This is a genomic window from Neobacillus sp. FSL H8-0543 (assembly GCF_038592905.1).
Taxonomy (GTDB): Bacteria; Bacillota; Bacilli; order Bacillales; family Cytobacillaceae; genus Neobacillus.
Window position 1 is genome coordinate 318,298 of sequence record NZ_CP151943.1, and the last position, 14,178, is coordinate 332,475.

Consider the following 14,178-nt stretch of genomic DNA (forward strand, 5'->3'; position numbering starts at 1 on the left):
TCTATTAAAAGGTATTATAAATATTTTCACATTCTTCACCCGGGGTTTGACGATGTATTTCTATTGACGTTTAGACAACTTCATCGAATTGTGTATAAAGGTGGTCTCTTTCCTTTTCCATCCGTTCTAAATCTTTATAGAAGCTTTGTAGTTGGTCAAGATCACTAACGGATTCCATTTGCTGCTTTAACAAATAAATCTCCGCTTCAATCTCCTCCAGCCTTTGTTCTAAATCAACCAATTGGACCGAAACTACTTCTGGCTTTTTCTCTTGTTTAGGACTCTTGTTGATTGGCTTAGAAGCTTCTGCACCAACATCAGGACTGGTTATTTGTGCACTTAGCTTTTCTCTTGCCCAATCATAATTCCCGTCAAAAAAGTAGATCGACTCGTCCTGTAGCCAATAGATCTTCTTAAACAATTTATTAAGGAAATAGCGATCATGGGAAACAGCTACAATCGTCCCGTTGAATTGTTCCAAGGCTTCCTCCAGAACTTCACACGAATCAATGTCAAGGTGGTTTGTCGGTTCATCCAAAATGAGAAGATTGAAATCCTGGTACATCAACTGTGCCAAACGGAGGCGCATCCTTTCTCCTCCACTTAATTGATTGACCTTACGAAAGACAGCAGGTCCGAAGAATAGAAAACGGGCTAAAATATGCCGTGCCTCTCCTTCATTCACCAATACCTCTGAGCGAAATACGTCAATCAACTGTTCCTCACCGATTTCATTAAATACATGCTGTGATAAGTAACCGACTTTTACATTACTGCCAACCTTAATGATTCCTTCATCCGCTTCACACTCTTTTAGAATCATTTTTAAGAGCGTGGATTTACCTGTCCCATTCTCTCCAACAATAGCAGTACGGTCTTTATATTGAATAAGCATATTTACTTTTTCAAAAAGTGTCCTGCTGCCATAGCTTTTAGAAACATCCTCCAAAATAATCACATCTTTGCCGCTGCGGTCATTGGCTTCAAAATCAATCGCCATTTTTTTCACATCGATTTTCGGACGGTCGAGCTTTTCAATTCGGTCAAGTGCTCGCTGCATGTTGGTGGCCCGTTTATGAAGGGCAGCACTTGGTGGATTCGCCCTGTTTGCCCAATCACGAAGCCGTTTTATTGCTTCCTTCATTTTCTTTATTTTTCGCTGCTGTTCCTGAAATTCTTGAAATTCCCTTAACAGGCGTTCTTCCTTTTCTTTTATATATCCGGTAAAGTTGGAATGATAGAGCTCAATTTCTCCATCCTCCATATCGAGTACCTTTGTCACTACTTCATCTAAAAAGTAGCGATCATGAGAAATCAGAATGATTGTTCCTGAATACTCTGTCAGGAATTTACCTAGCCACTCAATGGCCATTAAATCGAGATGATTTGTCGGTTCATCTAACAACAGCATATCCGGCTTTTTTAATAAGCTTAAACCAAGTCCCACTTTTGTTTTCTCCCCACCACTTAAAAGGGTAAACGGCTTCTCAAGTAAGTCTGTGATTTTTAGACCGTTGGCTACACGATCCAATTGGGCATCGATTTCATAGCCGCCATTTAGGATAAAATCATCCTGAAGCTTCCCATATTGATCGATTAGCCGCTGTAAATAAACAGGGGCAAGTTCTTGGCCCATCTCTAGCTCTAATTGCTTGAGTGTCTGTTCAGTCGTTAGTAGTTGGTCAAAAGCTGTTTTTAGTACTTCTTTAACGGTTAAATGCCCGAAGTCAGGAATTTGAGCGAGGTAGCCTATTTTCAACCCTTTTTTCCAATGAATAACCCCTTCATCAACTGTGTCGTGATTTGCCAGTAATCGTAATAACGTGGTTTTCCCACAACCGTTTCGGCCAACCAAACCGATGCGGCTCCCTTCATGAACCTCAAAGGATAAATCCTTAAAAATGATATTTCCGCCAAATGATTTTGCTATCTGATTAACACTACTTACGATCATGTTCATTCTCCTTTTTTGAACACTCTCCATACAAAAAAAACCACGGGCATCTAAAGATACCCGTGGCAAGAAAAAGAGTACGTGGGAGCACTCTTATATGGGTAAAGAGATGTGTTTTCGTTCTATATACATTTTGTAGTTTTGAAAAAAGGACAGACTACCCCCATTGAAAACAACACCATGAAAAATCGCACGGCACAAATATAGGGCTTCAATCCATTGCACACGTACAAAATTAGAACGCTTCATCTCTTCACACCTCCGTTTCACTTCAAGTTATTTATATTTTAAATATTTACCGTACACATTGCAAGTCTATTTTTTCAGATTTATCGAAAGGTTCGGATTTGTGATTGATTTTTGCTGACTAATGTAGATACCTTTTCCTTGAACCAAACCTTCGCCGATAAACAAACTTTCGTAAATCATCATCATTTAATCTCCCTTCATACATCAAAAATAATAATGATTGGTATTGACGATAGTGCTCCATGACAAAAAGAGCGAACTCCTTTCGTTCGCTCTTCAGTTTCCTCTTTATATCATCCTGGGCCATTATTTCTTCCAGCTGATCATGATAATAGGACTTGGTGTCTTCCCATTTCCCCTTTCTATTTTCTAGAATATCACGGGCATACTCTGGCAATTTTTCAATCACCAAGTCAAGATAGCCTTCAGACCACATAACCATTTTATCTTTTTCAGTAAGTTCTATGACCATTTGTAAGAGCTGGAGCTCATCCACTTCTTCACTAGCTGCGTATTTCCCTACTTTATTCAGCGTCTTCACCTCTTAAAATTTCATCAAATGGCAGTTTGAAGCGTATTTTCAATGTCATAATCTTGTTTCTTCGTTTCAAGCCATGTTTGGTATTCGCTGTTTATCTTTTCCTCTAGAAGGGTCTCCTTAATTTGTTCCTTACTATCGTCAAAATTTGCTTCTACTGCTTCCTTTTTATCCTCAACCTTAATGATATGATACCCATAATCAGTTTTGATTGGGTCACTAATTTTATTTATTGCCAAGCCAAAAGCAATCTCTTCAAATTCCTCTACCATTGTTCCTTTCGGGAAATAGCCAAGGTCTCCTCCACTTTCCTTTGAACCATCCGTTGAAAATTCCTTAGCTAATGCTGCAAAATCCTCACCTGCATTGAGCTTATCCTTGATTTCATTTGCAGTTTCTTCATCGTCAACAAGTATATGACTCGCTTTGATTTGTTCAGCTTCTCCAAGTGAATCCTTATTTTCCTCAAAGTAAGTTTGTATCTCCTCATTTGTAATCTCAATTTGCGGCTCAAGCAATTCTTTGATGGTTAAGTAATTTTTCAAGTTCTTTTTGATGGTTGTGAGAGTTGTATTATTTGATTGTAGTACCTGGTTAAATACTTCCTCACCTCCATAGGATTCCTTCAGTTTTTCAATCTCATCATTCAATTTCGAATCAGTGATCGAAACTTTTTCCTTTTTTGCCTCTAATGCGACGATTTTATCGGCAATTAATTGGTCGACTGCGGCAGTGCCGTATTGCTCTACCATCACATCATAAAGCTCGTCCTTACTGATAGCCTCACCATCGACCTTCGCTATCGCATCATCTTTCGTAAACGCAAAGCTAAGAAGAACTCCTATTGCAATGAACAAAACCACAATTACTAAAAAAAACTTTTTATTTTGTTTTAAAACTAACATTCTATATAGGACTCCCTTAGATTATTTCGCTAACTTAACCGTTAAATTGATCATCTTTCCATCACGATTCACTTCCATTTTAATTTCATCACCGGTGCTGACCTTTGTGTATAAAAATTTCCGTAATTCTGACGAGCTTGTAATTTTTTCCCCATTCATTGTGACGATCACATCTCTAGCCTGTAAACCAGCGTTAGCAGCAACAGAATTCGCCTCGACAGTTGTAATCATCACCCCTTCTTGAACATTCGTTGGCCAATAAAATTGCGGAATTTGATCTAAGTCCATGAGTCCAACACCAAGATATGGTCGCTCAATTTTTCCATTTTTAATTAATTCATTAAGAACGGGGATGACATCATTACTCGGGATTGCAAACCCTAACCCTTCCACACCACTTTCGGAGATTTTCGCACTATTGATTCCAATAACTAACCCTTGTGGATTAATTAGCGCACCTCCACTGTTACCTGGATTTATCGCAGCATCCGTTTGAACGACATTGGTTTCCCAATTTCCCGCAGAAGTGGCAATCGGAATCGAACGGTTCGTTGCACTTACAATTCCTTGTGTGACAGTTCTTGACAAATTAAGTCCAAGCGGATTTCCGATTGCATACACTTGGTCGCCTGGACGAAGTGTAGAGGAATCACCAAACTCAGCGGTTCCAGTTACATATTTCGCATCAATTTTTAAGACAGCAAGATCTGTTAAAGCATCCGTCCCAACGATTTCAGCTGTTGTCTTTTCCCCATCAAATAAGGAAATTTCAAGCTTCGAGGCCCCTTCTACTACATGATTATTTGTAACGATATAGGCAATATCTTTATCCTTTTTAAAAATAACCCCCGAACCAGAACCTCTTTGAACACCTTGAGAGGAATCAGGTATTCCGTAAAAACTACCACTTTGCTTTTGCTGGATATTCGTAATTCCAACAATTGTTTTTGATAGTTGCTCAACCGTGTCTGCTATTGTTGAAGAATTCGTCACTGAAGTTGGTTGGGCTGTTACAGGTTTTCCTGCCTCCGTTGCTTTTTGTTCCGAACCACTAATCACTTGATTTTCCGCAGTTGGATAAAAGTTTTTCATATAGTCGGTGTGTGGAAGGACTGTTAATGTCAAAACAGATCCAACCACGCCAGCTGCTAGGATTGAAGCAAACCCCTTTATGTTTCGCTTTGTATTACTCTTATTCTTTTCGATTCGGTTAATCGGGCTAGGATCATCCTCTGTCAATCTCTCAGATGGGCTCTCTTTAATCTCTATACCACTTACATCCGTTTCGAGTTCTGATGCCGACGACACCCTTTCACCAGTTACATCACTTGATGTTGTTGCTTCATATTCTTCTGTTTTCATATCTGTCACTTCCGAAGATTCTTCCGTTGCATTCGGCAGATCATTAACTTTTTCAAATTCATCTTTGTTATCCATACTCTATCTTCTCCTTTACATTTTTAATCGATTGTATATTTCCTTATATTTATACTTTAGCCAACAAATATGAAAAAACTATTAACAAACTTTAAAGTAATATGGAATTTATTGAGAAAGTTGATGAATTTTGATCAAAAAAGCTGCAGGCTAATTGCCCACAGCTTCCTGTTTAAAACGAATGACAAATTTTGTCCCTTTTCCTTTTTCGCTGGTAACGTTAATTTCTCCATTATGAAGCAAAACTAATTGTTTCACGATAGAGAGACCCAGTCCAAATTCTCCGTATGGAGTACTAGTCCTTGAAATATCAGCTTTATAAAAGCGTCTCCAAATGTTCTCCAGTTCATTAGGGTCAATTCCAATCCCAGTGTCCTCCACTTCAATAATCGGTTCATTTCCTTCGGTTTTACCTCTTAACCAAATCGTTCCGTCTGTTGTAAATTGAATACTATTTTTTGTAATATTAATCAGAATTTGAACGAGTCGGTCATAATCAGCATTCACTTCAATATCCGGATCAGCCTCTACTAAAATTTCAACATTTTTTTCTTCTGCTTGCAGCGTTAACTGTTCTTGGATGATTTCTAACACTTCTAAAAGCTGAATATCTTCCCGATATAATTGAATTTGGTTAGATCTTACTTTTTCAATATCCAGGTTTTCATTCACGAGACGAATCAGTCTTTTGGCTTCCTGACTAACTAAATTGATTCCTCGCTCCTTATCCTCTTCAGGAATCATGTCATTCTTCAAGCCTTCAATTACCCCGCTGATCGTTGTTAACGGAGTCCGCATTTCATGAGAAACATCGGCCATAAATTGCCTTCTACGGTTTTCTAAACTTTCAATTTCCTCCATCGAATGGTTTAACTTCTTCACCATATGATTAAAATCATTTGCCAATTCTCCAATTTCATCAAAATTGGAGGATGGTACATGTACATGATAATCTCCTGATGAAACGAGCGAGGTTGCTTCACGAAGCCGTCTAATTCGATGGACATGGATTCTCGATAAAAGCCAGCTTAGTAAAAAGGATACGCCTAATGCAATTAAGATGGCATAGATTAAAAATTGATTAACTTGACGGATCATTGTGCTTGAACCACTTATCGGCGAGGTTAATAAAATCCCTCCACCAAATGTTCCACCAACCATATAGGGCAAGACCACAAAGGTAACACCCTGATCAAATCTTTTATAGTCGCTTTGAAAGATGAGGGTTTTTCCCTTTGTGATTTTTTCCCATTCAGAAGCAGATAGTTCAATTGCAGGACCACCCCTGCCAACTGCATAGAGGTTAGCATCTTGGTCAAACATACTAAAGCTTATATTTCGAGCACGTAACACTGTACTGTGCTGATTAATAATTTGTTCCGTCGCAATCGGGTTACGTTCTATTTCTTTTAAAATCGCTTTTCCATATGTAATAAGTTCTTCCGCTTTATTCTCATATACTAAATTTCCTACATAATGAGCAAACAATAGACCCAATACAAGAAAGGCGACGACGATGATACTTATATGGCTAATAAATTGTTGATAAATATATCTAATTTTTATCTGCTTGAGTCGATTCATCAAACTTATATCCTACTCCCCATACAGTGTGAAAAAAGGGCTGTGTTGCTGGTTCTACTTTTTTTCGGAGTCGTTTAATATGAACATCCACCGTCCGCTCATCTCCATAAAACTGGTATCCCCATACCCGTTCAAGGAGCTGCTCTCTTGAAAACACCTGCTTAGGGTGTTCAGCCATATAGCATAGAAGGTCAAATTCCTTTGGAGTAAGGTTGGTAACAGACTTTCCGTTAACGAGAACTTCCCGCGTACTTTTACTGATTTTAAAATGTTCTGTCTGCAGAAAATCTTCTGTTTTATGTACCACTTGTGTTTGGACCCTACGGGTAACTGCCTTAATTCTTGCCATTAAGGTTAATGGGCTGAACGGTTTTGTAACATAATCGTCTGCACCCATTTCAAGCCCTAACACTTGATCAGATTCTGTATCCTTTGCTGTAAGCATAATAATCGGCACCGTATACTTTTCTTCTCTAATTTTTCGGCAGATGGTCACTCCATCCATCCCCGGTAGCATCCAATCTACTATTAGTGCGTCCCAGGTCCCCTCTTTAAAGCGGTTATACCCTTCTAAACCATCATTCACAAACTCGCCCTTAATGCCCTCTTTTGCAAAAAACATCTCAAGCATCGAACAAACACTTTTATTATCTTCAATCACTAATATATTCAATTCCGTTCAACTCCTATGGAAAAATAAAACTGTCCTTTCCTTTAGTTTATACGATTTTTCACTCATATCAACTTTCTGCTGCAATCTTCCTGACTATTTAATAGTTTGTTCATATTTTATTAATAAAAGGTCATTATAAACTTGGATGTTGATTTGAGCGGAAATAAACATGCCAGTTGCAGCGGGTTATCCGCCAGTTGCAGCGATTATCCGCCAGTGGGAACGAGTTATCCGCTAGCCAAGTTTAAACGAGTCAAGAAAAAAAGCCTTGAATCGCTTCAAGACCTCTTTCCTTGGTTTATTCTAATTATGGCTCAAGGATTAGTTTCCCTTTTGTTTTTCTGGATTGCAATAAACGGTGAACATTCGCTGCTTCTTCTAATGGGAAGACGCCGCCAATGGTGAGCTTTAACTTTCCTTCTCCTAGATAGGTTAGTAACTCTACTAAACTAGGTTGAAGTAATTCTGGCTTTCTCATAATTTGTGGTAGAAAAAAGCCGATAACAGATTGATTTCTACCCATGAGTGACGCTGGATATAATCGGCTTGGTTCACCGCTTGCAGCACCGAAAATAACAAGTCTACCGAAGGTCGCCAGGCATTTTAATGTTTTAGTAAATACCTCGCCGCCTACCATTTCAAGTGCAATATTAACACCTCTGCCACCTGTTGCCTCAAGAACCTGTTGTTCCCAGTTAGGCTCTGTGTAGTTAATTAAGACATCCGCACCCATTTCACGTGCTAATTCTAACTTTTCATCTGAACTAGCCGTTGCAATCACTTGTCCGGCGCCAAATAATTTTGCTAGTTGAACCGCAATAGTACCGACCCCACCAGCTGCAGCATGTACGAGAACACTTTCTCCTTTTTCCAAACGCCCCATTGTTTTCAAAATATGATAGGCACTTAACCCTTGAAGTGGTAAGGCAACTGCATGATGAAAATCTAATTGCTCTGGCAGTGGGATGAGCGTTCGTTCATCTGTTACCGCATATTCCGCGTACCCGGCCGATTCAATAAGCGTGACAACCCTTGCACCAGGCTTTACTGTCGTTACTTTGTCCCCTACTTCTACAACAACCCCTGCTATCTCAGCGCCTGGTATGAAAGGGAGTGGCGTCTTAATAACGTATTGTCCCTCTCTTCGTGCTGTGTCCGCATAATTCACACCAATCGCCTTAATTTCAATTAAGACCTCATGGCCCGTTGGTGTTGGTTTCTCTATTTCGACTACATTTAGCACTTCTGGTCCACCAAATTCAGTTAATTGAACCGCTTTCATGACAATTCTCCCCCTATTTCCCTTTAAACGCTGGTTGTCTTTTTTCTTTGAAGGCAGTGATTCCTTCGACATGATCTTCCGTTTGAACCATTAATACCTGTGTTAGACGCTCCTGCTCGAGGATTTCTTCAAGCGATGCAGTCATGGCATGGTCAATTAATTTCTTCTGCTTTCCAAATGCTTTTCCTGGACCATGAGCCAATTTAAGTGCTAGTTTGGTTGTTTCTTCCTGTAGCTTTTCTAATGGAAAAAGCAAATTAATTACTCCTAATTGATAGAGGCGCTCGGCAGGAATTGGTTCTGCACTAAAGAAGAATTGTTTCGCTAAATGTGGTCCAATTAATTTTGGTAGAAAATAAGAACCGCCTCCATCAGATACTAGACCCACTTGAGAAAAGCTAAGCGCAAACTTACTATCCTCTGCAGCGACAATTAAGTCACAGGCTAGTGCTAAATTAACCCCCGCTCCTGCAGCAAAACCATGGACAGCTGCAATAATTGGCTTTTCTGATTCTTTCATTGTTAGGATCAGTTCGTTTAATTTACCGACATGCTCATAAATTTGTGTAGCACTGGCCTGCCCCATTGTTTTTACATCCCCTCCTGCACTGAAGGAACGTCCTGCACCAGACAATACTACTACTTGAACATCTGGGTCATTTTGAATTTTTCGAAGAGAATTGGTTAATCCTTGGATCATTTCTGGACTAAAGGCATTTAAACTTTCAGGACGATTTAACGTGACCGCCAATACCGGTCCAACTTTTTCAATAATTAAATGTTCTTGTGCTAATCTCACCCTAATCATTCCTCTCATGCTTTCATTTTAAAAATCAATTATTTAATTAGCCAGCCGCCATCCACAAGTAGATCCGATCCTGTCATATACGAGGCTTCACTCGAAGCAGCAAAAACAATTACATTAGCAATTTCTTCTGGTCTTCCAACCCTCCCAATTGCCGTATTCCTTTGTATGGCTTTAACAAATTTATCATTTTGCAAGCCTTGTTCGGTTAAAGCTGTTTCAGCAAATCCAGGTGATACCGAATTAACGCGAATGCCAAACTGTGACATCTCCAACGCAAGCGCTTTGGTAAAATTAATTACACCTGCTTTAGCGGCGCTATAATGAGGGATTTCTGCACCCGCCTGGTGTCCAGAAAGGGAAGCAACATTTACAATTGCTCTGTTGCGTTCCTCCCGTTTTGCTGCTTCGGACATGATTTTCCCAAGGGCTTTCGATACAAGGAAAACACTTTTTAAATTCACATCTTGAACATAATCCCATTCCTGTTCAGACATTGTTAAAATTTTTGTATTTGACGAGCCACCTGCATTGTTGATTAGAACATGCAAATCACCGTATTGTTCCTCCACATACTCTGCCAGTTCTCTGACATCCTCTGCATCGGTAATATCAGCTGGGAATACTTCGGCCAACGGTATTTTTACTAGGCGATTAATTTCGTTAGCTGTTTCCTCCAATTTTGCTTTTGTCCTACCAACTAAGATGACCTTTGCCCCCTCACTTGCAAGACGAAGGGCTGTTGCTTTGCCAATGCCACTGCCCGCCCCCGTTACTAAAGCAATTGTCTGTGAGAATCTCATTATACTCCCCCTTTACAGTTCACCATAAGCAACTTTTGTTGCATGCTCTATTAGCGTTTTTACTTTATAATTTAAATTTGCAAATCGGGGATCATTGGTTTGGCCTTTCTTATAACGGAAATAGATTTGTTGACAGATTACAGCCAATTTAAAATAAGCAAAGGTTAAATAAAAGTTCATGTTGGTGACATCTCGGCCGCTCTTTTTTGCATATCGCTCAATAAATTGATTTCTTGTAAAGAATCCTTCTTGAACGGTGATTGATTCCTGGCCAAGTCCCTGTTTCAAGTGAACTGGATCGTCAGCTTGATTCCAATACCCTAAAGCAACCCCTAAGTCTGCTAATGGATCCCCAACGGTTGTCATTTCCCAATCAAATAAACCAACCATGTCCGACAAATTCTCGTTAAACATTGCATTATTGAACTTATAGTCATAGTGAATGACTGCAGCTTTCTGCTGCATTGGAAGATGATCTGCCAGCCATTTTTTCAAAGTATTCACAGCATCAATTTCATCCGTTTTAGCTCGTTCATAACGGCCAATCCAGCTATGGACCTGCCTTTCTAAAAACCCCTCAGGTTTACTGATAGCAGCAAGACCTGTCCCCCTATAGTCAAGGGAGTGCAGTTCAGCAAGCTTATCAACCATAACCTCTGATAACTGCTGACAAAGCTCTTTTGTAACCTTTATCCCTTCTGGAAATGACGTATCAAGCACAACACCTTTTTTCCTTTCCATAATAAAAAACGGACTCCCCAAAATCTCCAACTGATTCGAAAATAACAATGGTTTTGGTGCTACAGAGAATACGGGGTTAAGTTCTGAAAGTATCTTAAACTCCCTTTCCATATCATGGGCTTTAGGTGCAACTGGTCCTAATGGAGGACGTCTTAGCACGGCCTCCCAATCTCCTATTTTAATTTGATAGGTTAAATTGGAGTGTCCAGCAGAAAATTGTAGAACTTCAAGAGGGTTTCCAGGCAGATTTACAATGCTGGTACGTAAATATTTCTCTAGACCTGATAGATTCAATTCTTCCCCTTTTCGAACGGGGATCGTATCCTTACTCATCTGATGAGGCATATAACCCCTCCTTCAATTCGCAAAATTCAGTCACTTTAAAACAGAAGGCTTCCCTTCGTTCCAGACACAGTTCAGGGATGAACGAGATGGTGATCTAAAGCTTCTAATAACAGATCCGGAAGCGGCTCACTTTTTTGCAAATCAAAATCAAAGTGAACCATTACAGCATTTCCCTTTGCGATAAGTTGTTCTGTTTTCGTATCAATGATATCGTGGTCAATTTGAAAGCTTTTTGTCCCGATTTTCGATACATAGCTTTTAATTGTAAGCAACTGATTAAAGTATCCTTGACTAATAAAATCACATTTTGTTGAAGCGAGAATAAATTTCCAATCCCCTGTATTCATGTTGTAACCAATCGCTTCAAAAAAGCGAATCCTTGCTTCTTCGAGGTAGATAAAGTAACTCGTATTATTTATATGACCCAGAGCGTCTGTTTCTCCAAAACGGACACTTATCTGTATTTCGTGCATTGGTTGATTCACCTCTTAGACTTCGCTTATTTCAATACATTTGGTATGGAATAATTGAAAGAGAGTTTATTCATTAAACAAACTCTCTTTCCCTTTAGCATTAACTTACTTGTATTCCATCTAAAATCATGTCTACAAAAATCTCAGCTACTTCACGATCAGTAGCTGCCCCGCCAGGATTAAACCACTGATAACTCCAGTTGGCTGCACCTAGAATACCAAAGGTCACAATGTGAGCATTTAAATCCGTTCGAAACTCTCCATTTTCTATGCCATCCAAAAGAAGGTTTTCAATATTATTTCTAAATTGATCACGCTTTGGAACGATAATCGAAAGCCGTTCCTCACTCAAGTTCTTCATTTCTCTAAAAAATATTTTAGCAGCCGGTCCCTGTGATTTAATATTTCTTATTAGCATATAAACAATTTCAAAAAGCTTTTCCTTGCAGCTCATTTTATCACCCAAAATTTGCCCTTGTGTATCCAATAAATGATTAATGTAGCCAAGATGTATATCCATTAACAGTTCTTCTTTACTAGAAAAATAATAATAAAAGGTTCCCTTTGTTACTCCAAGACCCTCAACGATATCCTGGATGGATGTTTCTGTGAAGCCCTTTTTTTCAAACAATCGGATACTTTGTTCAGTAATTTTATCTTTCACTGCTTGTGTCCTCGCAATCTGTAATATGTCTATTGAAAATTATAGCATATTCTTTTTTGCACCCTTTAGGACAATTTGTTAAATTTTCCGGACACATAACTACTTTTTAACTACTTCATCTCTTAATGCACGACGGAGGATTTTTCCTACACCGGTTTTAGGCAATTGCTCTCTAAATTCCACCTGACGCGGAACCTTATAGGCTGATAAATTCTGTTTGCAAAAGTTAATGATGTCCTCTTCTGTTGCTGATTTTTCAGCCTTTAAAACGACAAATGCCTTCACATCTTCTCCTCTGTAAGGGTCAGGTACACCAATAACAACCGCCTCTTGAACCGAAGGATGTTCATAAAGCACTTCTTCAATATCTCGCGGATAAACATTAAAGCCACTCGCAATAATCATATCTTTTTTACGGTCGACAATATAAAGAAACCCATCTTCGTCCACCTTTGCAATATCACCAGTAAACAGCCAGCCATCACGTAACGTATTCGCCGTTTCCTCTGGCATGTTCCAATAGCCCTTCATCACCTGTGGTCCTTTAATAATAACTTCTCCAAGCTCACCGACTGGTAGTTCCTGTGTTCCCGTTGCTAAATCGACAATTTTATATTCCGTGTTAGGGAATCCAATACCAACACTACCTGGCTTCCGCTCAGCGAATGGCGGATTACAGTGGGTGGTCGGTGAAGCTTCAGATAATCCGTATCCCTCTAAAATTTGTGAGCCCGTTTTTCCTTCGAACTCTCGAAGTAACTCAACAGGCATCGGTGCACTGCCGCTATTACATGATTTTATCGAGTTTATCCCATATTCTTCTGCACGAGGATGGCTATTAATCGCCACATACATTGTTGGAACTCCAGGGAAGATAGTTGGTTGCTCACTCTTTATCGTATTTAACACTTCTTCTAATTCAAACCTTGGCAGCATAATCGACTCTGCTGCTGTATAAATGGAAAGGTTCATACATGAAGTCATTCCGAACACATGGAATAGCGGAATGACTGTTAAACATCGTTCTTTTCCAATATCCATTTCCTCTTTAAAGAATTCATAGGACTGGATGACATTTGCTACTATATTACGATGAGTTAACATCGCGCCCTTCGACCTGCCTGTTGTACCGCCTGTATACTGTAGAACAGCGATATCATGCTCTGGTTCAATTGTTATCGGATTTACCTTTCCGTTGCCTTTTGCCAAGAAACTTTCAAAGCTAATATCCGGTGAGAAATCCTGTCCCGATGGCTGCAAGCTAACGACAATGATATTCTTCAAGCTAGTACTTGCTTGCACACTTTTCACTCTTTGATAAAGTGCATCAAACACGACAATCGTTTCTGCACCAGAGTCATTAAGTATATATTCAATTTCACGCTCTACTAACATCGGATTTAATTGGGTAACAATTGCTCCAGCGGAAAGTACTCCATAATATGCCATGACATATTGCGGACAGTTTGGAAGCATAATGGCTACTCTGTCACCCTTTTGCACTTGATTATTCTGCAGAGCAGAAGTAAATGCTTGCGAAATTCCAAATAATTGTTGATAGCTTACTTTATTTCCAAAAAAGGAAAGTGCGTTATTTGCAGGATATTTGGCAGTTGTTTCTTGAAGAATTTGTCCTAGATGTTTATCAGGTATGGCAATAGTACTTGCTATCGACTCTGGGTAATGTCTTAACCATGCTTTTTCATTCGTCATTGATTTTCCTCC

Annotated in this window: 14 protein-coding genes; all 14 read right to left on the reverse strand. The window is 39.4% G+C overall.

Annotated features, from left to right (window positions below; all coding sequences use genetic code 11):
• Positions 1-70: 70 nt before the first annotated feature.
• The 14 genes from abc-f to NSS81_RS01720 all read right to left on the reverse strand — a co-directional run bounded on the left by abc-f (position 71) and on the right by NSS81_RS01720 (position 14,166).
• Positions 71-1,954 (reverse strand): ABC-F type ribosomal protection protein, encoded by a 1,884-nt coding sequence (gene abc-f / locus NSS81_RS01655; protein WP_342431821.1) that lies wholly within the window; start codon positions 1,952-1,954, stop codon positions 71-73.
• Between the two features lie 93 nt (positions 1,955-2,047).
• Positions 2,048-2,203: an RAxF-45 family protein gene (locus NSS81_RS01660; RefSeq protein ID WP_342431822.1), complete on the reverse strand. Its 156-nt coding sequence runs from the start codon at positions 2,201-2,203 to the stop codon at positions 2,048-2,050.
• A 118-nt stretch (positions 2,204-2,321) separates the two neighbouring features.
• Complete coding sequence (locus tag NSS81_RS01665) at positions 2,322-2,744, reverse strand: hypothetical protein (RefSeq protein ID WP_342431823.1); 423 nt, start codon at positions 2,742-2,744, stop codon at positions 2,322-2,324.
• A 14-nt stretch (positions 2,745-2,758) separates the two neighbouring features.
• The gene (locus NSS81_RS01670; RefSeq protein ID WP_342431824.1) at positions 2,759-3,646 is read right to left on the reverse strand and encodes a peptidylprolyl isomerase; all 888 of its coding nucleotides are present in this window, start codon (positions 3,644-3,646) and stop codon (positions 2,759-2,761) included.
• A gap of 21 nt (positions 3,647-3,667) precedes the next feature.
• Positions 3,668-5,083 carry a trypsin-like peptidase domain-containing protein gene (locus NSS81_RS01675; protein ID WP_342431825.1) on the reverse strand — a complete coding sequence of 472 codons (1,416 nt, stop codon included), beginning with the start codon at positions 5,081-5,083 and terminating at the stop codon, positions 3,668-3,670.
• Positions 5,084-5,233: 150 nt separating this feature from the next.
• Positions 5,234-6,667 carry a HAMP domain-containing sensor histidine kinase gene (locus NSS81_RS01680; RefSeq protein WP_342431826.1) on the reverse strand — a complete coding sequence of 478 codons (1,434 nt, stop codon included), beginning with the start codon at positions 6,665-6,667 and terminating at the stop codon, positions 5,234-5,236.
• Positions 6,639-7,340 (reverse strand): response regulator transcription factor, encoded by a 702-nt coding sequence (locus tag NSS81_RS01685; protein ID WP_342431827.1) that lies wholly within the window; start codon positions 7,338-7,340, stop codon positions 6,639-6,641. Before NSS81_RS01685 ends, NSS81_RS01680 begins: the two co-directional genes overlap by 29 nt.
• Before the next feature lie 307 nt (positions 7,341-7,647).
• Positions 7,648-8,622, reverse strand: a complete 975-nt coding sequence (locus NSS81_RS01690; protein WP_342431828.1) for an NADPH:quinone oxidoreductase family protein — start codon at positions 8,620-8,622, stop codon at positions 7,648-7,650.
• Positions 8,623-8,635: 13 nt separating this feature from the next.
• The gene (locus NSS81_RS01695) at positions 8,636-9,421 is read right to left on the reverse strand and encodes an enoyl-CoA hydratase (RefSeq protein ID WP_342431829.1); all 786 of its coding nucleotides are present in this window, start codon (positions 9,419-9,421) and stop codon (positions 8,636-8,638) included.
• Positions 9,422-9,459: 38 nt separating this feature from the next.
• The gene (locus tag NSS81_RS01700) at positions 9,460-10,230 is read right to left on the reverse strand and encodes an SDR family NAD(P)-dependent oxidoreductase (RefSeq protein ID WP_342431830.1); all 771 of its coding nucleotides are present in this window, start codon (positions 10,228-10,230) and stop codon (positions 9,460-9,462) included.
• Positions 10,231-10,242: 12 nt separating this feature from the next.
• Positions 10,243-11,316, reverse strand: a complete 1,074-nt coding sequence (locus NSS81_RS01705; protein ID WP_342431831.1) for a phosphotransferase family protein — start codon at positions 11,314-11,316, stop codon at positions 10,243-10,245.
• Between the two features lie 71 nt (positions 11,317-11,387).
• On the reverse strand, positions 11,388-11,789 hold the full coding sequence (locus NSS81_RS01710) for a thioesterase family protein (RefSeq protein ID WP_342431832.1): 402 nt from the start codon (positions 11,787-11,789) through the stop codon (positions 11,388-11,390).
• Positions 11,790-11,889: 100 nt separating this feature from the next.
• Entirely contained in the window at positions 11,890-12,453 is a 564-nt protein-coding gene (locus NSS81_RS01715; RefSeq protein ID WP_342431833.1) for a TetR/AcrR family transcriptional regulator, read from the reverse strand.
• A 99-nt stretch (positions 12,454-12,552) separates the two neighbouring features.
• Positions 12,553-14,166, reverse strand: coding sequence for a long-chain fatty acid--CoA ligase (locus NSS81_RS01720; protein ID WP_342431834.1), 1,614 nt, complete (start codon positions 14,164-14,166; stop codon positions 12,553-12,555).
• Positions 14,167-14,178: the final 12 nt, after the last annotated feature.